The organism is Pseudomonas sp. S9, from assembly GCF_000222125.1.
GTDB classification, from domain to species: Bacteria; Pseudomonadota; Gammaproteobacteria; order Pseudomonadales; family Pseudomonadaceae; genus Aquipseudomonas; species Aquipseudomonas segetis.
Map to the genome: position 1 here is coordinate 146,147 of NZ_AFFX01000012.1, position 17,763 is coordinate 163,909.

General features: G+C 56.2%; 16 protein-coding genes, 4 tRNA genes and 1 pseudogene. 10 read left to right on the plus strand and 11 right to left on the minus strand.

Annotation, left to right across the window (positions count from 1 at the left end):
• Positions 1 to 41: 41 nt before the first annotated feature.
• Positions 42 to 898, minus strand: a pseudogene (locus PSES9_RS23995) (ABC transporter permease).
• Positions 895 to 1,827: an ABC transporter ATP-binding protein gene (locus PSES9_RS0120555; RefSeq protein WP_010490174.1), complete on the minus strand. Its 933-nt coding sequence runs from the start codon at positions 1,825 to 1,827 to the stop codon at positions 895 to 897. Before PSES9_RS0120555 ends, PSES9_RS23995 begins: the two are co-directional and overlap by 4 nt.
• Positions 1,828 to 2,360: 533 nt before the next feature.
• Between PSES9_RS0120555 and PSES9_RS0120560 the strand changes: the two genes are divergently transcribed.
• Positions 2,361 to 4,808, plus strand: coding sequence for an acyl-CoA dehydrogenase (locus PSES9_RS0120560; protein WP_010490176.1), 2,448 nt, complete (start codon positions 2,361 to 2,363; stop codon positions 4,806 to 4,808).
• A 78-nt stretch (positions 4,809 to 4,886) separates the two neighbouring features.
• Entirely contained in the window at positions 4,887 to 5,300 is a 414-nt protein-coding gene (locus PSES9_RS0120565) for a PA2817 family protein (RefSeq protein ID WP_010490177.1), read from the plus strand.
• Positions 5,301 to 5,412: 112 nt separating this feature from the next.
• Here PSES9_RS0120565 and PSES9_RS0120570 read toward each other — a convergent pair.
• From PSES9_RS0120570 to PSES9_RS0120585, 4 genes are all read right to left on the minus strand, one after another.
• A tRNA-Gly gene (locus PSES9_RS0120570) sits at positions 5,413 to 5,488 on the minus strand.
• 38 nt (positions 5,489 to 5,526) lie between these two features.
• Positions 5,527 to 5,602, minus strand: a tRNA-Glu gene (locus tag PSES9_RS0120575).
• A gap of 74 nt (positions 5,603 to 5,676) precedes the next feature.
• A tRNA-Gly gene (locus PSES9_RS0120580) sits at positions 5,677 to 5,752 on the minus strand.
• Positions 5,753 to 5,783: 31 nt separating this feature from the next.
• Positions 5,784 to 5,859, minus strand: a tRNA-Glu gene (locus PSES9_RS0120585).
• Between the two features lie 223 nt (positions 5,860 to 6,082).
• On the opposite strand from PSES9_RS0120585, the gene PSES9_RS0120590 reads away from it, so the two are divergent.
• Both PSES9_RS0120590 and PSES9_RS0120595 read left to right on the plus strand, forming a co-directional pair.
• Positions 6,083 to 6,853, plus strand: a complete 771-nt coding sequence (locus PSES9_RS0120590) for a hypothetical protein (RefSeq protein ID WP_010490179.1) — start codon at positions 6,083 to 6,085, stop codon at positions 6,851 to 6,853.
• Positions 6,854 to 6,894: 41 nt separating this feature from the next.
• Entirely contained in the window at positions 6,895 to 7,572 is a 678-nt protein-coding gene (locus PSES9_RS0120595; protein ID WP_010490182.1) for a glutathione S-transferase family protein, read from the plus strand.
• Between the two features lie 68 nt (positions 7,573 to 7,640).
• On the opposite strand, the gene PSES9_RS0120600 is transcribed toward PSES9_RS0120595, so the two are convergent.
• Positions 7,641 to 8,111, minus strand: coding sequence for a GAF domain-containing protein (locus PSES9_RS0120600; protein WP_010490183.1), 471 nt, complete (start codon positions 8,109 to 8,111; stop codon positions 7,641 to 7,643).
• Positions 8,104 to 8,997, minus strand: coding sequence for an ATP-binding protein (locus tag PSES9_RS0120605; protein WP_010490185.1), 894 nt, complete (start codon positions 8,995 to 8,997; stop codon positions 8,104 to 8,106). Before PSES9_RS0120605 ends, PSES9_RS0120600 begins: the two co-directional genes overlap by 8 nt.
• Positions 8,998 to 9,310: 313 nt before the next feature.
• Between PSES9_RS0120605 and PSES9_RS0120610 the strand changes: the two genes are divergently transcribed.
• Positions 9,311 to 11,626, plus strand: coding sequence for a hybrid sensor histidine kinase/response regulator (locus PSES9_RS0120610; protein WP_010490187.1), 2,316 nt, complete (start codon positions 9,311 to 9,313; stop codon positions 11,624 to 11,626).
• Here PSES9_RS0120610 and PSES9_RS0120615 read toward each other — a convergent pair.
• Both PSES9_RS0120615 and PSES9_RS0120620 read right to left on the minus strand, forming a co-directional pair.
• A complete protein-coding gene (locus PSES9_RS0120615; protein WP_010490189.1) occupies positions 11,610 to 12,071 on the minus strand; it encodes a MarR family winged helix-turn-helix transcriptional regulator in 462 nt (153 codons plus the stop codon). The genes PSES9_RS0120610 and PSES9_RS0120615 overlap by 17 nt on opposite strands.
• Positions 12,068 to 12,553, minus strand: a complete 486-nt coding sequence (locus PSES9_RS0120620) for a glutathione peroxidase (RefSeq protein ID WP_010490191.1) — start codon at positions 12,551 to 12,553, stop codon at positions 12,068 to 12,070. Before PSES9_RS0120620 ends, PSES9_RS0120615 begins: the two co-directional genes overlap by 4 nt.
• A 282-nt stretch (positions 12,554 to 12,835) precedes the next feature.
• Here PSES9_RS0120620 and PSES9_RS0120625 point away from each other — a divergent pair, with 282 nt between their 5' ends.
• The 4 genes from PSES9_RS0120625 to PSES9_RS0120640 all read left to right on the plus strand — a co-directional run bounded on the left by PSES9_RS0120625 (position 12,836) and on the right by PSES9_RS0120640 (position 16,105).
• Positions 12,836 to 14,047 (plus strand): pyridoxal phosphate-dependent aminotransferase, encoded by a 1,212-nt coding sequence (locus PSES9_RS0120625; RefSeq protein ID WP_010490192.1) that lies wholly within the window; start codon positions 12,836 to 12,838, stop codon positions 14,045 to 14,047.
• 69 nt (positions 14,048 to 14,116) lie between these two features.
• On the plus strand, positions 14,117 to 14,569 hold the full coding sequence (locus tag PSES9_RS0120630; protein WP_010490194.1) for a hypothetical protein: 453 nt from the start codon (positions 14,117 to 14,119) through the stop codon (positions 14,567 to 14,569).
• Between the two features lie 88 nt (positions 14,570 to 14,657).
• Positions 14,658 to 15,530 carry a protease HtpX gene (gene htpX / locus PSES9_RS0120635; protein WP_010490196.1) on the plus strand — a complete coding sequence of 291 codons (873 nt, stop codon included), beginning with the start codon at positions 14,658 to 14,660 and terminating at the stop codon, positions 15,528 to 15,530.
• A 188-nt stretch (positions 15,531 to 15,718) separates the two neighbouring features.
• Positions 15,719 to 16,105 (plus strand): hypothetical protein, encoded by a 387-nt coding sequence (locus PSES9_RS0120640; RefSeq protein ID WP_010490197.1) that lies wholly within the window; start codon positions 15,719 to 15,721, stop codon positions 16,103 to 16,105.
• Positions 16,106 to 16,118: 13 nt separating this feature from the next.
• Here the strand turns inward: PSES9_RS0120640 and PSES9_RS0120645 are convergent, their stop codons facing one another.
• The gene (locus PSES9_RS0120645) at positions 16,119 to 16,769 is read right to left on the minus strand and encodes a thiopurine S-methyltransferase (RefSeq protein ID WP_010490199.1); all 651 of its coding nucleotides are present in this window, start codon (positions 16,767 to 16,769) and stop codon (positions 16,119 to 16,121) included.
• A gap of 218 nt (positions 16,770 to 16,987) precedes the next feature.
• Here PSES9_RS0120645 and PSES9_RS0120650 point away from each other — a divergent pair, with 218 nt between their 5' ends.
• A complete protein-coding gene (locus PSES9_RS0120650; RefSeq protein ID WP_010490202.1) occupies positions 16,988 to 17,752 on the plus strand; it encodes a DODA-type extradiol aromatic ring-opening family dioxygenase in 765 nt (254 codons plus the stop codon).
• Positions 17,753 to 17,763 lie beyond the last annotated feature (11 nt).

Consider the following 17,763-nt stretch of genomic DNA (forward strand, 5'->3'; position numbering starts at 1 on the left):
GTCGATGGGCCAAACGCCGTTTTTGCCAGTGCGGCTCCCCTTTATTGGCGCATACCGCGACCACTGACCAGCAAGCGCACGCAAACCAGGTAAAGCACGGCTGTAGCGAGCAACATAAAGGCCACAGCGACGCTGATGCGAATGTCCGAAACGCCAAGAATGCCGTAACGGAAGGCATTGACCATATGCAACACCGGATTGGCCAAAGAAACCGTTTGCCAGAACGGTGGCAACAGGTTGATTGAGTAGAACACCCCACCCAGGTACGTCAGCGGCGTCAGGACGAAAGTCGGAATAATCGAGATATCATCGAAGTTGCGGGCAAATACCGCATTGACGAAGCCGCCCAGCGAAAAGATCGTCGCGGTCAACAGCACCACCAATACAGTCAAGCCAAGGTGATGAACCTGCAAGTCGGTGAAGAACAGCGAAACAGCCCCACCAATACAGTCAAGCCAAGGTGATGAACCTGCAAGTCGGTGAAGAACAGCGACAACAGCGTGACGATAAAACCCACGGCCAGACCGCGCAGTACGCCACCGGTTACGTAACCGATCAGAATGATATGCGGCGACACGGGGGACACCATCAACTCTTCGATCGAACGCTGGAATTTACTGCCAAAAAAGCTTGAAACCACGTTGCCGTAGGAGTTGGTAATCACAGACATCATGATCAAGCCCGGAACGATGTACTGCATGTAGCTGAAACCGCCCATGTCGCCAATCTGTCGGCCAATCAAGTTACCGAAGATGACGAAATACAAGACCATGGTAATGGCTGGCGGCAGCAGGGTTTGCGGCCAGATACGGGTAAAGCGGCGCACTTCGCGATACACGATGGTACGCAGGGCAACCATGTTCGCGGCAAACTCTGAATTTAGGTGTGCGGTGTTCATACTGTCTCCTTGGCCAGGTTCTTCTCGACCAAGTTGACGAACAACTCCTCCAGTCGATTGCTTTTATTGCGCAGGCTGCAGACGTCGATATTCTGCTCTGCGAGCTGGCGGAACAGCTCGGTTACCCCTTGATTCTTGTCGACCTGCACCTCAAGGGTGTGATGATCAACCAGCTTGACCGGATAGCCTTCAAGCTCGGGCTCGACCAGCAAGGAAGCCGTAAGATCGAGCAGGAATGTTTCGACATGCAAGGTTTGCAACAGCTCGCGCATGCTGGTGTTTTCGACAATCCGGCCATGATCGATGATGCCGATATTGCGGCACAGCTGCTCGGCCTCTTCAAGGTAATGGGTGGTCAGGATGATGGTGATGCCCTGCTCGTTGAGCTTGGTCAGAAAACTCCACATCGACCGGCGCAGCTCAATATCAACACCCGCCGTAGGCTCATCGAGAATCAACAGGCGTGGCTCGTGGACCAACGCCCGAGCAATCATCAGCCTGCGCTTCATGCCGCCCGAAAGTTCACGCGACGCTACGTCACGCTTCTCCCACAAGCCAAGCTGCTTGAGGTAGTGCTCGGCGCGTTCCTTGGCAATTCGTGCGGGAATACCGTAGTAGCCAGCCTGGGTCACGACAATGTCGAAGACCTTCTCAAACTGGTTGAAGTTGAACTCTTGTGGCACCACGCCGATGCAACGCTTGAGCGAAGCCGGGTCTTTATCGAGGTCGAAACCGAAGACATTGACCGTACCGCTGGATTTATTAACCAGGGTCGAAAGAATGCCTATAGTGGTGGATTTGCCCGCGCCGTTGGGGCCGAGCAATGCGTAGAAGTCGCCTTCAGCTACATCCAGATCAATGCCGTGGAGTGCCTGAAAGCCATTGCCATAGGTTTTTGTAAGTTGACGAATGGACAGAGCGGTAGTCATAAAGAATGCACGCACCCAAAAATAAAAAGTGAGTAAAAGAGACAAGCTGCGCCATGATGCGACTGCGTAAGTCTAACGTCCAAAGCCGCAGGCCCGAAGCAGCAGTCGAAATTTAATGAAATAAATTGGCACTGGCACAGCCTAGCACTGTGCCATAAAGAAGAAAGACCCCAGGCCTGATGGTGACTATTACTGCGCTTCATAATGGGCCTGCCAGACCCCGCCTGAATGGCGTCACGCAATCCGGGGCCATGCTCGAGGTGCGACATCATAAGTTGAGTGGCTAGTGCCAGATGTCACACCTTGGGCATGATCTGCGAACTCAATTAGCGTAGGCTGGTCATTATCGATGAAGCGGTTGGCTTTGACCTATAGCTGCATCGGCGCCTGCCCATGGCCTGGCTAGCCCAGTCCAGCTAGGCTGTAAGTGCTGAAGTGACTATATAAAAGTCAAACTCACCGCCCTTTTCGTCATCTATTGACAGGTGACGGCTAAGCTCATGACGCCCAGGCGTCATCATGGAGGACGTTAAATGCTCGCAGTCTGGTTAATTGTTTTAGTGATTGGCGTGGCTTATCTGGCCCACCGCCGCATCTCACCAATACCCGCCTTGGCATGCGTTGCCGTTTACCTGCTGGTCATGGGCTCTTTCAGCCACGCACACGGCGCGCTCATGACGGTGCTCTGGCTGATCCTGCTCGCAGTCGCCCTGCCACTGGCATTGCCCGACTTACGCCGCAAACTGTTTAGCGCGCCTTTGTTCGCCTGGTTTCAAAAGGTGCTGCCGCCCATGTCCGAAACAGAGCGCGACGCGATTGAGGCCGGCACCGTTTGGTGGGATGGCGAACTGTTCAGCGGTCGTCCGGACTGGGACAAACTGCTGGCTTACCCCAAGGCAGTACTGAGCGAAGAAGAGCAAGCCTTCCTCGATGGCCCCACCGAAGAACTCTGCGCCATGGTCACTGACTGGGACATAGGTCAGCAGATGGACCTTCCAGAAAAGGCCTGGAAACACATCAAGGAACACGGTTTCTTTGCCCTGATCATTCCCAAGGAATACGGCGGCAAAGGCTTTTCCGCCTACGCCCACTCACAAGTGGCAATGAAGCTTGCCACTCGCAGCGGCGACCTTGCCTCGACCGTCATGGTGCCCAACTCGCTCGGCCCAGCAGAGCTGTTGCTGCATTACGGCACCGACGAACAGCGCAACCATTACCTGCCGCGCCTGGCCAGTGGCGAAGACATCCCCTGCTTCGCATTGACCGGCCCGCTGGCAGGTTCGGATGCGGGTGCGATGCCAGATACCGGCATCATCTGCAAAGGCGAATGGGAAGGTAAGGAAGTTATCGGCCTGCGCCTGACCTGGGAAAAACGCTACATCACCCTTGGCCCGGTCGCCACCTTGCTTGGCCTCGCGTTCAAGGCCTACGACCCTGACCACCTGCTGGGTGAAGAGGAAGACCTCGGCATCAGCCTGGCGCTGGTACCGACCGATACCGCCGGTGTCGAGATCGGTCGCCGTCACTATCCGCTTGGCGCGGCTTTCATGAACGGCCCCAACTCGGGTAAAGATGTATTTGTTCCGCTTGAGTTCCTGATCGGCGGACAAGAGATGCTCGGCAAGGGCTGGATGATGCTGATGAACTGCCTCTCGGTCGGGCGTTCCATCTCGCTGCCTGCGGTGGGCACTGGCGCTGCCAAGTTCACCAGCCTGGTGACAGGCCAGTACAGCCAGGTCCGGGAGCAATTCAATGTGCCACTTTCGGCCTTTGAGGGTATCCAGGAGGCAATGGCCCGTATTGGTGGCAATGCCTGGATGATGGACAGTGCGCGCATCCTCACCGCCAATGCCGTCGACCTTGGGGAAAAACCCTCGGTTCTGTCGGCTATCCTCAAGTATCACCTGACCGAGCGCGGCCGCGACTGCATCAGTGATGCAATGGATGTACATGGCGGCAAAGGCATCATCATGGGGCCCAACAATTACCTGGGCCGCTCATGGCAAGGCGCGCCGATCTTCATCACCGTCGAAGGCGCGAACATTCTGTCGCGCAACCTGATGATCTTCGGCCAGGGTGCGATCCGCTGCCATCCGTACGTGCTCAAGGAAATGTCCCTGGCCAGTCGCGAAGACAAGGACCAGGCGCTTATTGAGTTCGACGAATTGTTGATGCAGCACATCGGTTTCGCCATCAGCAACCCCGCCAGCACCCTGGTCCTGGGCCTGACCCTGAACCGTCTTGGTGCAGTACCCGGCGACAACCTCAGCCAACCGTACTACCGCGCACTGAACCGCCTCTCCGCAGCGTTCGCCATGCTTGCCGACATGAGCATGATGCTGCTGGGTGGCGAGCTGAAACGCCGTGAGCGTCTCTCTGCACGCCTTGGCGATGCATTGAGCAACCTCTACCTGGGTTCGGCTGCGCTCAAGCGCTATCACGACCTCGACTACTCGGCTCATTCCAAACCCATGTTGCGCTGGGCAATGGAAGAAAGCCTGTGCAAGGCCGAAGAAGCGCTGGATGATCTGCTCTGCAACTTCCCCAACAAGTTCCTCGGTTGCGCCTTGCGCGTGCTGGTATTCCCGCTGGGCCGTCGCCACCGTGGCCCAAGTGATGAACTTGACGCAGAAATTGCCGAGATCATCGGTCGCAACAAAGGCGATGCAGCCTTGGAGGAAATCCTTACTGGTTGCTACCGGCCAACCGCCGAGAAAGACCCAGTTGCTGCCTTGCAGCGGGCAATGGATCTGCTTGAGCAGGCTAAACCGCTACAGAAAAAACTGCACAAAGCGGCCAAGGCTGGTGAGGTCGACGAAGTGCCGGGGCAAACCCTGATCGAAAGCGCACTCGCCGCAGGCGTACTCTCTGCCGAAGAGGCCGCCAGCCTGCAACAGGCTGAAGCGGCGCGGCGCCAGGTGATTGATGTCGATGACTTTGCCAAGGATGAGCTCAAGCTCAGCCGTGGCAAAATCAGGTAAGCCCCATCGTCCATAACAGGACAGCGGGCGCGCGGAGCTTTATACTCCCGCGCCCGTTTTACTTTCAGGATTATCGCCATGACCAGCAGCCACCTTGATCACCACCTCGCCCTGCTCACTCAATTGCGCGGTATTCTGGTCGCCCTGGGTGAAGCCGAGCAAGTTCTCGACGATAGCCATGCGCTGTTCATAGAACGCTACGACGAATTGATCGCCTTGCTGCCAGTCGATACCGAGAGCAGCCTGTACCTCGGCCAGGATCTGATCAGCCAGATATTTCATCGTTACCCGCAAATTGCCCACCTGGTCCCCCGCGACCTGCTGTGGTTCTTCGGTGGCGACTGCCTGCACTTCATGCCCGACGAGGAAATCGAAATGTTCCAGACACTCGATGAGCGCCGCTTTGAGGCAATGGAGAATGACCAGCCATTTGACTGGAACCAGGAAAAGCGCCTGCTCGCCCTGGCACCGCAGACTTCCAGCAAACACTGAACCCACTGACAGACAAAAGCCCGTCAATGCGCAAACATTGAGCGGGCTATTGAAAGAGGTTGATTTACAGGCACAAAAAAGCCGCTCGATGTGAGCGGCTTTTTTGTTTATTTGGAGCGGGAAACGAGACTCGAACTCGCGACCCCGACCTTGGCAAGGTCGTGCTCTACCAACTGAGCTATTCCCGCATTTACAACACACACCTTGCGGAGTGCTTACAACAAAATGGCGTCCCCTAGGGGACTCGAACCCCTGTTACCGCCGTGAAAGGGCGGTGTCCTAGGCCACTAGACGAAGGGGACCTGGAACTTTGCAAACTAAACAGCGCTGTGCTTGCCTAGCCATTGTGCTGCCTGCCGGGCAACACATCTAAAACTGGAGCGGGAAACGAGACTCGAACTCGCGACCCCGACCTTGGCAAGGTCGTGCTCTACCAACTGAGCTATTCCCGCATTTTACATCTGCAACGCCACTTATTGAAAGTGGCGTCCCCTAGGGGACTCGAACCCCTGTTACCGCCGTGAAAGGGCGGTGTCCTAGGCCACTAGACGAAGGGGACGCAGCCCGGAACCTACAACTCTATCTCCGGCTTCCCGTGCTTTGCCATCTGACATTGCGCTAAGAAGTGGCGCGCATTCTATGGAGCCTTGATCGAGTCGTCAACCTCTGTGTAAAAATATTTTAAAATCAATAACTTCAAACCAAAAAATGCGACTGTGCTATCAGCTGATCGCTTAAGGCACTACACTCGCAGAAAACTAAGTGGTCGAGAGGTCGTATAGATGTCCCCGCTCGTGATAACCCTATTGATAGTGGGCGGCATTGGCATGTTGCTAATCATCGCCTACATCAACCATGCCGTTGAAAATAGCAAACTTGAGAAAGCCAGGCTCAAGGCCGAGCTCAATGACCGCATACGGCGCTGCGCCGAAGTGTCTGAGTCCATGCCCGGCCAGCTGATGTCACCCAACCTCAAGTTATTGCTTAGCCAAATCCAACAAAGCTACAGCGAACGACTGCTCGCCCGGGATAAAGCCAATACCAGGCTCAAGGAGTCGGTTGCCGAGCTTCAACAATTGGTTGCTCAGGGCGAGTCTATTCCGGTCAAGAACCCGCCAGTCAAGATTCTTAACGAGCAGCAAGCCAAGCAAACCCGGTTTATCCTCGAAGACCTGCACAGCCAGATTACCCGCGCAGGCCAGGATGGAATCCTGCCTGCCGCGCAGGCCAAGCAATGGCTGCAACAAATCCCCCCACTGCTCACCCAGCTGCATATCGAATATTTCGGCAATATCGGCCAGCGCGCCCTGCAGCAAAACCAGGCTGGCCAGGCGCGCCTGGCATTCGAGCGCGGCGTTCAGTACCTGCGCAAGCAGAACGATCCGGCACGCTATAGCGCAGCACTCAAGCAGTTCCAGGAACAACTACAGATCGCCAATAACCTGGTACTGAACCAAACCCCCGCGCCTGTCGATGAAAACAGCGAGCTGAACCAGGGCCTTGAGAGCATAGGCAGTGACGAAGATTGGAAAAAGAAGAACATTTACGACTAGATCGGAAAAGTGTCGAACACCCCAACACATAAGGAAACCCAATGAGCATGATCGTCTATGGCGCCCCACTCTCACCCTTTGTGCGCAAAGTTCGCCTGTTTTTGGCTGAGAAAGGCCTCGATTATGACCTTGAGATAATTCTTCCATTCGGCAAGCAGCCGGACTGGTACAAGGAACTCAACCCACTTGGGCGTATTCCGGCCTTCAAGGACGGCGATTTCAGCCTCGCCGACTCCAGCGTGATTTGCCAGTACATTGAAGAGCAATATCCAGACTGCACGCCTTTGCTCGGCACCAACGCTCAAGAGCGAGCACGCATACGCTGGCTGGAAAAATACGCTGACTATGAAATCGCCCCACTCAGCACCTTTTGCGTATTTCGTAACCGCGTACTCAAAACATCAATGGGCAAGGCCAGCGATGAAATTGCGGTTGCACAGACAATCAACGAAAAACTGCCGCCACACTTTGATTACCTGGAGCAGCAGTTGGGCAATAAACAGTTCTTCGTTGGCGACGCCTTGACCTTGGCTGACCTGGCGATCACCTGCCAATGGGTGAATATGCAGCACGGCGATGAGCGCATTGACGCCAGCCGCTGGCCCAAGCTTGCCGCCCACTGCTCACGCATCTGCTCGCTCAGCTCGCTACAGGCGGTTTTGGCCGGAGAACATGCAATGCTGGCCAAAATGGCCAGTAAAGCCGCGCAGCCCAGCTAAATCACGTTCCAGCAACAAAAAAGCTCGCAGCAGTGCGAGCTTTTTTGTTTGAGCAAAGAGGTCTGCACTCAGCAATCTGTCAGGCGCAGGAACACCTCGACCATCTGCTCGACGCCAGCCTGATCTTCAGCGCTGAAGCGCCCCACTTGCGGGCTGTCCAGGTCAAGCACACCTATCAGTTTGCCCGACTTGAGCAAAGGCACCACCAGCTCGCTGTTGGATGCGCTATCGCAAGCGATATGTCCGGCGAATGCGTGTACATCCTCTACTCGCTGGGTCTGCAAGCTTTGCGCCGCAGCCCCGCATACACCCCGGCCGAACGGGATGCGCACGCAGGCGACCTTGCCCTGAAACGGCCCGAGCACCAGTTCATTGTCACGCGCCAGGTAAAAACCAGCCCAGTTCAGTGCAGGCATTTGCTGGAACAGAAAAGCCGAAAACTGTGCGGCATTGGCAATAAAGTCGCGCTCATCCGCCAACAATGACTCCAGCTGGGCGACCAGCAGCGGGTATTCTTCAGCACCTTCTAATTCAAACATCTGCACGCTCTAAAAGTTGGAGCCCGACCCAATAGCGGGCAAATTGATAAGCACAGCGACCGTTGCGGTTTCCTCGCCCTGTTGCCCAGCGAATAGCGGCTTTCTCCAAAGCCTCATCCCAATGCCAGGTCAAACCTGCTGCCCTGGCCTGAACCGTTACCCAGTGGCGCACCACATTGAGAAAGTGATCCTGGGTGAATGGGTAGAACGAGATCCACAAGCCAAATCGATCCGACAAGGCAACCTTGTCTTCCACCGCCTCGCTTGGGTGCAGCTCACCATCGACCATCTTGGAGTTCAGGTTATCGCTTTCCTTTTCCGGCACCAGATGACGACGATTGGATGTCGCATAGAGCAAGACGTTGTCCGGTGCCCGTTCCAACGAACCATCAAGCACGCTCTTGAGAATGCGGTAGTCACCCTCGCCTGCTTCGAACGACAAGTCATCACAGAACAAAATGAAACGCTGCTTGAGCCCTGACAACTGCTCGACGATGCGCGGCAGATCGGCCAAATAGTCACGTTCAATTTCAATCAGGCGCAAGCCACTGCTCGCATGAGTAGCCAGCAACGCACGAATCAAGGAAGACTTGCCAGTCCCTCTTGCGCCCCACAACAGCGCATGATTGGCAGGCAAACCCCGGACAAACTGCGCGGTATTGCGCGACAGTTGATCACGCTGGGTGTCAACGCCGATCAGGTCCGTCAACTCAAGATCCAGGCTAACCTTCAGCGGTTGCAGGAAGCAACCACGCCCTTCCCGCAGCCAACGCGCCGCCAGGCTCTGTTGCCAGTCAATCACCACCGGCTCGGCAGGCAAAAGCGGCTCAAGGCGTGCCAGGACGCCTTCGACACGCTCTACAAAATCAATTATCCGCGAATCCACACTCACACTCCCAGGCGTGGCGACCAACCTCTTCGCCGTCCTATAGATGCTATTGTTTCGCAATCAATGAAGGGGCAGCCTGCAAGCGACAGCGCGCCCCTGCGATACCGCCTTGATCGGCGGTTTTCGGCACAAGCCCCAACTGATGCGACCGGGTTAGCCAGTCTACCCGTCAGGCAGGTCATTTCGAAAGCTTAAAGCTGGGATATAAAGCACTGCGGCGCGACATCGACAGCAAATAAAATCAACCCGCCAGCCCCACATCAACATCAGCTATGCTTGCCCGCTGAAACCAACAGGCCCGCCAGTACCCATGGAAATATCGCTAACCCACCGTCTCTCGTATAAGCAGGCCAGCCTGACGGTGTTGGTTGCATTTCTTCTCGGCACGGTGCTCTGCAGCATCCAGGTGGGATTCGACTACCTCAGCGAAGACGCCTCGATCGACCGTGAAATCCAGGCGTTGCTCGACACCAGCTACAACCCCGCAGCGCGCATTGCCTACAATCTCGATGCTGAACTGGCCCAGGAGCTGGTGGTTGGCCTGCTACGCTCACCCGCCGTGATCCAGGCCAGCATCATCTCCGCCGATCACAACCTGATGGCACATGCATCGCGCCCGGCCAGCGATAGCCAATACCGGTTTATCAGTGACTCACTATTTGGCGCACGTCGCCAATTTGAACGCGTGCTGCTAATCGACCGTGCCCCGGAAGAAAACCTTGGGTCGCTGCGTATTGAGGTGGACACCTACGCCTTTGGCAGCAATTTCCTGCGGCGTTCGATGCTGACCATCGCCAGCGGCTTTGCGCGCACCTTGTTGCTCTCGCTGATTTTGCTGGTCATGTTTTATTTCATGCTGACCAAACCCTTGATCGAAGTGGTCAGGGCCTTGAGCTCGCGCACCCTGGACAAACCCAATGCGGCCTTGCTGCCCTGCCCGCGGGGTCACGAGCATGATGAGATCGGCACCTTGGTCGGCGTTGCCAACCAGCAGCTGCTCAATATCGATGATGAAATCAAGCAACGTAAAAATGCCGAGCAACGCCTCAACCAATCCCTGCTCGAATTGGAAAGTGCCGTAGCGCAACGCACCGCAGAGCTAAAGGCGACTAATGCCCGCCTGCTCAAGTCAAACCACGAACTGGAGCACGCCCAGCAACAAGCCCTGCAAACGGCACAGAGCCGTGCCACCTTCCTGGCCAATATGAGCCATGAAATACGCACGCCCTTGAATGGCTTGCTCGGCATGCTCTCGCTGGCACTCGACAACCCGTCCAACAGTGAACAGCAGCAACAACTGAGCATCGCCCATCACTCGGGAAAAGTACTGGTCGATCTACTCAATGACATCCTCGACCTGTCCAAGTTTGAGTCGGGCCAGTTGCAGCTTGAGCACATTGCCTTCGATCTCTGCGCCCTGGTCGAAGATACCGCCAGCCTGCTCTCGCAAAACGCCAGCCCCGGCGTTGAACTGACCTGCCTGATCGATCCCGAGCTACCCGCCGAGGTGCTTGGCGACCCGACGCGAGTCGGCCAGATCATCAGCAACCTGATATCAAATGCCTTGAAATTCACCCGATTCGGCCGAGTTGATGTGCGTATTCGACCAGCAGGTGCCGGGATTGAGCTTTCCGTGCGCGATACGGGTATCGGCATTACTGAAGATGCCTACGAACGGATCTTCGAACCTTTTACCCAGGCCGATGCTGGCATTACCCGCCAGTACGGTGGCACCGGACTCGGCCTGGCACTGAGCCGCCATTTGTGCGAAATAATGCAGGGCACGCTCAGCCTGCAATCAAAGGTAGGCTTCGGTTCAGAGTTTACTGCCTATCTGCCGCTCACAGGCTGCGCCCCCGCCCCGGCCTGGGGACCGCTAAGGGGCAAGATCATCGCCCTGACCTCGGTCAGCTCCGGCCTGCACGAAATGCTCAAGACCCAACTGCCACACTGGGGACTTGAGTACCAGCGCCTGGACACCGATGCCAGCCTGCTTGGGTACACCGCCGATGTTGTCATCAGCGACTGCCCTGAGTGCCTGTACAGCACGCGCCTGAACTGTCAGGCGCCAATCCTGCTGGTTACAGCCTATGGCAGCTTCCTCGCGCCGGAACAGGCAAAGTCACTCGCTCCGCTTGAGCAATTGGCCCGCCCAATGCCACGCAAAGTCTTGTATCACGCGCTGGAACGCCACTTCCACACGCGCCCGCTGGAATTGAAAAACAGAGCTGCAGGACACGCCGAGACTGATTACAAAGCCTGTGTGTTGCTGGTTGAGGACAACCCGGTCAACCAGTTGGTGGCCAAAGGCATGCTTATCAAGCTGGGCTACAAGGTAATCATCGCCAACGACGGCGAACATGCACTCAAGCAACTCAGCGAGCACGCCGTCGATCTAATTCTGATGGACTGCAACATGCCCATCATGGATGGCTATGAAGCCAGTCGGCGTATTCGCCAGAGCGGTCAATACGCCGGCCTGCCAATCATTGCTCTCACCGCCAACGCCCTCAGTGACGAACGCCAGCGCTGCACCGCCGCAGGCATGAGCGATTACCTGGCCAAGCCATTCACCCGTGAAGAACTGATCAGCGTGCTCGAAACCGCACTCAATAACCGAGCATAGGCGCGATGCGTTCAAGCAGCCCGCCAACCTGGGCACGCAACTCGTCCAACTCATTCAGATCGGCACCAGACTCACAGATCAACTGCGCCTTGAGCGGTATGACTCGCTCACGCAATTGCACACCCTGATTGCTCAGCTGCAGATTGACTGCCCGCTCATCACTGGTCGAACGCTGGCGAATCAGCAAGCCCTGCTGCTCAAGACGCTTGAGCAATGGAGTCAAGGTGCCCGAATCGAGCATCAGCCGGGTTCCAAGCGCCTTGACCGTGGCTTGCTTGGGCGCAGCTTGATGCCACTCCCACATCACCAGCATCACAAGATATTGCGGGTACGTCAGGCCAAGCTCGTCGAGCATGGGCTTGTACGCACGCACCACTGCCCGCGATGCGGCGTAGAGCTTGAAACACAGCTGATCATCAAGCTGTAGCGACAACTCAGGATTCATTTGAGCAATGCTTCAATCTCGTTAGTCAGCTCTTCGGGCTTGGTCGTGGGTGCAAAACGCTTAACCTGAGTGCCATCGGCGCTTAGCAAGAACTTGGTGAAATTCCACTTGATGCCTTTGCTACCGAGCAAACCTGGCGCGCGCTGCTTGAGTTCGACAAACAATGGATGGGCATCGCCGCCGTTGACATCGATCTTTTTGAACAGCGGGAAGCTCACACCAAAATTAAGCTCGCAGAACTGCGAGATATCACTTTCATCACCCGGCTCCTGCTTGCCGAATTGATTGCAGGGAAACCCCAGGATAACCAGGCCTTGGTCTTTGTAGGTCTGCCACAGCGCCTCAAGCCCCTTGTATTGCGGGGTGAATCCGCACTTGCTGGCCGTATTGACCACCAAAACCGCCTTGCCGGCAAAATCGGCCAGGGTCTTTTGCTCGCCACTGATTGTGGTGCACGGGATATCCAGCAATGAATTGGCCATGATTGTGATTCCTGATTGCTAATTTAGGACAAAAGATAGCTCGCAATTAAATTGCACACAATCTAAATAAGCCAGACTGATACTGCTTGATGAACGCAACCGCCTGACGCAAGCAGGCACTCACGCACCGTTGGCGCTTTGGCGAAAAAAGCCTGCCAAGTCACTTTGCCTAACCCAAGCTGCAACGTATCATTCCAGCCCTGTTGTGCGGCGCGCCTGGCTAACAGCCGCCTAACGCCAACGGTGCCCGTGGGATTAGTTATTTACTTGGGATCACTTCACATGCAGTTCAGCAAATCGAACAAGCTCGCCAACGTCTGCTACGACATTCGTGGTCCTGTGCTAAAGCATGCCAAGCGCCTCGAAGAAGAAGGCCAGCGCATTCTCAAATTGAATATCGGCAACCCGGCACCCTTCGGCTTCGAAGCCCCTGAAGAGATCCTCCAGGACGTCATTCGCAACCTGCCCACAGCCCAGGGGTATAGCGACTCAAAAGGCTTGTTCAGTGCACGCAAGGCGGTGATGCAGTATTACCAGCAGATGAACGTCGAAGGCATAGGCATCGAAGACATCTACCTGGGCAATGGCGTTTCCGAGCTGATCGTCATGGCCATGCAAGCCTTGCTCAACAATGGTGACGAGGTGCTGATCCCGGCCCCGGACTATCCACTCTGGACCGCATCTGTCGCCCTCTCCGGCGGCAAGCCTGTGCACTACCTGTGTGACGAGCAAGCGGGCTGGTTTCCTGACGTTGCCGACATTCGCGCGAAAATCACGCCGAACACCAAGGCCCTGGTATTGATCAACCCGAACAACCCGACGGGCGCGGTCTACTCCAGGGAAGTTCTACTCGATATCGTCGAACTGGCCCGCCAGCACAATCTGGTGCTGTTCTCCGACGAAATATACGACAAGATCCTCTACGACGGCGCACAACACATCTGTACGGCTTCGCTGGCGCCAGACGTGCTGTGCCTGACGTTCAACGGCCTGTCCAAGTCCTATCGCGTCGCCGGCTTCCGTTCTGGCTGGGTGGCGATCTCAGGGCCCAAGCATCGCGCGCAAAGCTATATCGAAGGCATTGATATCCTGGCCAACATGCGCCTGTGCGCCAACGTACCCAGCCAGCATGCCATTCAAACCGCGCTTGGCGGCTACCAGAGCATTAACGACCTGGTGCTGCCCCATGGCCGGCTGCTCGAGCAGCGCAACCGTACCTGGGAGTTGCTCAATGACATCCCAGGGGTGAGCTGCGTAAAACCAATGGGGGCGCTCTATGCGTTCCCCCGGATCGACCCCAAGGTCTGCCCGATCCATAACGATGAAAAATTCGTTCTCGACCTGCTGCTCTCGGAGAAACTCCTGATTGTCCAAGGCACCGCGTTCAACTGGCCGTGGACCGATCACTTCAGGGTCGTGACCCTGCCGCGAGTGGATGACCTGGAACAAGCCATCGGCCGCATTGGCAGTTTCCTCAAGGGTTACAGCCAATAACAGGCGTTGCAGCGTCGACTCGATCCACGCTGCAAAGCTGACCTTTAGACAATGAGTGCGCCAAGATTTATGGACCTGCAAATCGACGATTTCTATAAAGACGCAGCGGCAGGCCTACTTATGCTTTACCAGGCCTTCCCACGCAAAATCGGGCTGTACATCGAAGACCTGATTGGCCGCGAGGAACCCGATGAGTTCGGCCTGCCAAGCAAGCGCCATCAAAGCTGCCTCGGCGCACAGCTTTGGCTGGCTGAAGAAGGTTATATTCGCTTTGAGTCCAGCATTGCCTATGACGCGCTCGACCAGGCGGTGCTCACCGAGAAAGGTTTTTTACGCCTCTCGCGCAGCATTCCCCATGTTGTCAGCGATGAACCAGACCTTCCGTCAAGCGTTCGCCGGGTCCATGCAACCCTGGCATTCCAACTGCGTCAGGCCATCAGCCAACAGGACAGCGAACAACTTGCCCGCCTCGCCCGCTTATTGTTTATTGGCAATCTGGGCATTGATAACGAAACAGCTTGAAATAGTCGCCCGGTTGAAGCCTGGAGCCTGCGGCCTTATATAGCCTGCATACCGTGAATACCTATCCCTCGAGGAGTAGTTTCAAACCATGAAACGCATTTTCTTATTTCTGGCCACCAACATGGCTGTGTTGCTGATTGCCAGCATCACCTTGAAAATACTGGGAGTCGACCGCTATACCGGCCAAAACTACGGTAGTTTGCTGGCTTTCTGCGCGGTATTCGGTTTCGCCGGCTCGATTGTTTCGCTATTTCTGTCCAAGTGGATGGCGAAGATGGGCACGGGCACACAAATCATCAGCCAGCCGCGCACCCGTCACGAACAGTGGCTACTGCAAACGGTCGAGGAGCTGTCACGCGAGGCAGGCATCAAAATGCCTGAAGTCGGTATATTCCCGGCTTATGAGTCCAACGCTTTCGCCACCGGCTGGAACAAGAACGACGCATTGGTTGCTGTCAGCCAGGGCTTGCTTGAGCGCTTCTCGCCCGATGAAGTCAAAGCCGTGCTGGCCCACGAGATTGGTCACGTTGCCAATGGCGACATGGTGACCCTGGCCTTGATCCAGGGTGTGGTAAACACCTTTGTGATGTTCTTTGCACGGATCTTCGGCAACTTCGTCGACAAGGCAATCCTCAAGAACGAAAACGGCCCAGGCATCGGTTATTTCGTGGCAACCATTTTTGCCGAGCTGGTACTGGGGATTCTCGCCAGCATCATCGTCATGTGGTTCTCGCGCAAACGTGAGTTCAGGGCGGACGAAGCTGGAGCCAAGCTGGCCGGCACCAACGCCATGATTGCCGCCCTGCAACGCCTGCGCTCCGAGCAAGGCGTACCGGTCGAGATGCCAAGCACCCTAGCCGCCTTCGGCATCAATGGCGGCCTGAAAAACGGCCTGGCTGGCCTGCTGATGAGCCATCCACCGCTCGAGGTACGTATTGAGGCGCTGCGTCAACGCGGCTAAGCCGCCAAACGCAAAAAAGGCGACCTTAGGGTCGCCTTTTTTATTGCTTCGGGGGACGTTTAGCGGTTTACCCGCAACAGCCGCTGATCCTTGCAACTGAACATCAACGGCGCAGCACGGTCGACACCAATAAGGCACAGCACTTTGTGTAGCCGTTTGCCCCTACAACCAAAAGCAGGAGTACGACCATGAAGTACAACTGGGATCTCATTGAACGCTTGCTGCAACATGTCCAAAGCTCGGCCAACGAACGTTTCAATCCACGCAAGTACGCGGTGCAGTTGGCAGAAGAAGAGCAACGCGCAGGCGCTGGCCCTATTGATGAGGACGAACTCAAAGCTCAGGCATGCGACTATGAGGCGCTGCTGCTCAAGGCTGACTTTATTGCACCACGGCCCGAAGCCGAGGGCGGTAACGGCGAGAACTTCGTCCTCACCGATCGTGGCCTGCAGCTATTGAACATGATCGACAGCAGTTTCCCCGGCGAGCAACACCCTCGCGAAGTACTCGACCGCGAAGGACTTGCTGCGCTTACGCCGGAAATCTTTGACAAAATCGCGCTCAAGGCGACCTGAGCTGCGCTCGCACTCAGCAGCGGCGCAGCCGGTACACAGACTCTTCAAGCGTCTCAAGGCCACGATCTGCAAAACGTCGATTGAATGCATCCTCGGTACGCAGGTGCTGACATTGCCAGCCGCTGCTGAATAAGCGCTCGACCTCCTCATCAGCCACCGAGAATGGCGGGCCATCCATCTTTGCCTGATCATAAATCAGGGTGACCAGGATCCCCTGGCAGCCAGATGGCAGGATCGAGCGCATATGCTGCACATAACGCGCCCGCATCTCCGGCGGCAAGGCGATGAGTGCCGCACGATCATAAAAGCCCTTGCAGTTCTCAACCAGGTTCGCATCGAACTCAAAGAAATCGCCGCAGTAGATCTCTATCGAGCTGGCGCGATAGACCTTGAACGCGCCCTCCTGGGTGATGCTGGGCTCAAGTTGCTGCTCGGCGAAAAAAGCTTCCACGGCAATGTGCGACAACTCGACACCGGTGACCCGCAAACCCTGGGCAGCCAACCAGGTCAAATCCAGGCTTTTGCCGCACAGAGGCACGAATACCTGATCTCCCGCCTGTAAACCGAGCGCAGACCAGTTGTCCTGCAAATAGCCGTTGATTTGTTTCGCGTGAAAACCAATTTCATTGTTTTCCCAGCGAGCCTGCCAAAAATCCGCCTGCATTGCATGCCTCATCTAGTCATTCCGTTGAACAGTATCTTCACCCATAACCGCGCTAAATGCCATTGCAGCCAAAGGCTTAGGGTCGAGGCAGGATAACATCAAGTTTATCGATCAATTGCTCCGGTTTTTAGCATTTGATACCTCGCACGCCAGATCAAATAATGCTCCTACAAGCACTGTTCCATTCGGCATCAGCCTCGTATTTATCAGGATAAGCCATGCTCCCCAGCCTCTATATTTCCCACGGCTCGCCCATGCTCGCACTTGAGCCTGGCGCTAGCGGCCCTGCACTGCGCGCTCTTGCTGCAAGCCTGGACAGGCCCAAAGGCATAATCCTGATGTCAGCACACTGGGAAACCCAGTCATTACAGGTCAGCAGTGCAGCACAACCCAGCACCTGGCATGACTTCAAAGGCTTCCCGCCCGAGCTCTATCAAGTCAATTATCCCGCTCCCGGTGATCCTGAACTCGCCAGCCGGGTTGCTCGATTATTGAATGACCAAGGCCTGCCCGCCACCCTCGATGCCGACCGCCCGTTTGACCACGGCACCTGGGTGCCACTTTCACTCATGTATGCAGATGCCACCATCCCGGTGGTCCAGGTATCGCTGCCGAGCCAGGGCCCCGCGATGCAGTACAGAATCGGCCAGGCATTAGCCCGGCTGCGCGGCGAAGGTTATTTGCTGATTGGCTCGGGCAGCATCACCCACAATCTGCGCGAACTCGACTGGCAGGCAACCCACGATGCTGCACAGCCCTGGGCCCAGGCGTTTCGTGATTGGGTTGTACAAGCCCTGACCGATAACGCGCAAAGCGCCCTGCTCGATTATCGACAGCAGGCGCCCCATGCAGCGCGCAACCACCCCACGGATGAACACCTGCTCCCGCTATTTTTTGCCTACGGCGCAGGCACGGCATTCAGCGTTGCTCACACAGGCTTCACCCTGGGCGCCCTGGGCATGGATATATACCGTTTCGATTAGCGCCGTATGCC

Excerpts from the sequence above, each read along its gene's own strand:
- PSES9_RS0120555 (WP_010490174.1), bottom strand. The coding sequence starts at position 1,827 with ATGACTACCGCTCTGTCCATTCGTCAACTTACAAAAACCTATGGCAAT.
- PSES9_RS0120560 (WP_010490176.1), top strand. The coding sequence starts at position 2,361 with ATGCTCGCAGTCTGGTTAATTGTTTTAGTGATTGGCGTGGCTTATCTG.
- PSES9_RS0120565 (WP_010490177.1), top strand. The coding sequence starts at position 4,887 with ATGACCAGCAGCCACCTTGATCACCACCTCGCCCTGCTCACTCAATTG.
- PSES9_RS0120590 (WP_010490179.1), top strand. The coding sequence starts at position 6,083 with ATGTCCCCGCTCGTGATAACCCTATTGATAGTGGGCGGCATTGGCATG.
- PSES9_RS0120595 (WP_010490182.1), top strand. The coding sequence starts at position 6,895 with ATGAGCATGATCGTCTATGGCGCCCCACTCTCACCCTTTGTGCGCAAA.
- PSES9_RS0120600 (WP_010490183.1), bottom strand. The coding sequence starts at position 8,111 with ATGTTTGAATTAGAAGGTGCTGAAGAATACCCGCTGCTGGTCGCCCAG.
- PSES9_RS0120610 (WP_010490187.1), top strand. The coding sequence starts at position 9,311 with ATGGAAATATCGCTAACCCACCGTCTCTCGTATAAGCAGGCCAGCCTG.
- PSES9_RS0120615 (WP_010490189.1), bottom strand. The coding sequence starts at position 12,071 with ATGAATCCTGAGTTGTCGCTACAGCTTGATGATCAGCTGTGTTTCAAG.
- PSES9_RS0120620 (WP_010490191.1), bottom strand. The coding sequence starts at position 12,553 with ATGGCCAATTCATTGCTGGATATCCCGTGCACCACAATCAGTGGCGAG.
- PSES9_RS0120625 (WP_010490192.1), top strand. The coding sequence starts at position 12,836 with ATGCAGTTCAGCAAATCGAACAAGCTCGCCAACGTCTGCTACGACATT.
- PSES9_RS0120630 (WP_010490194.1), top strand. The coding sequence starts at position 14,117 with ATGGACCTGCAAATCGACGATTTCTATAAAGACGCAGCGGCAGGCCTA.
- htpX (WP_010490196.1), top strand. The coding sequence starts at position 14,658 with ATGAAACGCATTTTCTTATTTCTGGCCACCAACATGGCTGTGTTGCTG.
- PSES9_RS0120640 (WP_010490197.1), top strand. The coding sequence starts at position 15,719 with ATGAAGTACAACTGGGATCTCATTGAACGCTTGCTGCAACATGTCCAA.
- PSES9_RS0120645 (WP_010490199.1), bottom strand. The coding sequence starts at position 16,769 with ATGCAGGCGGATTTTTGGCAGGCTCGCTGGGAAAACAATGAAATTGGT.
- PSES9_RS0120650 (WP_010490202.1), top strand. The coding sequence starts at position 16,988 with ATGCTCCCCAGCCTCTATATTTCCCACGGCTCGCCCATGCTCGCACTT.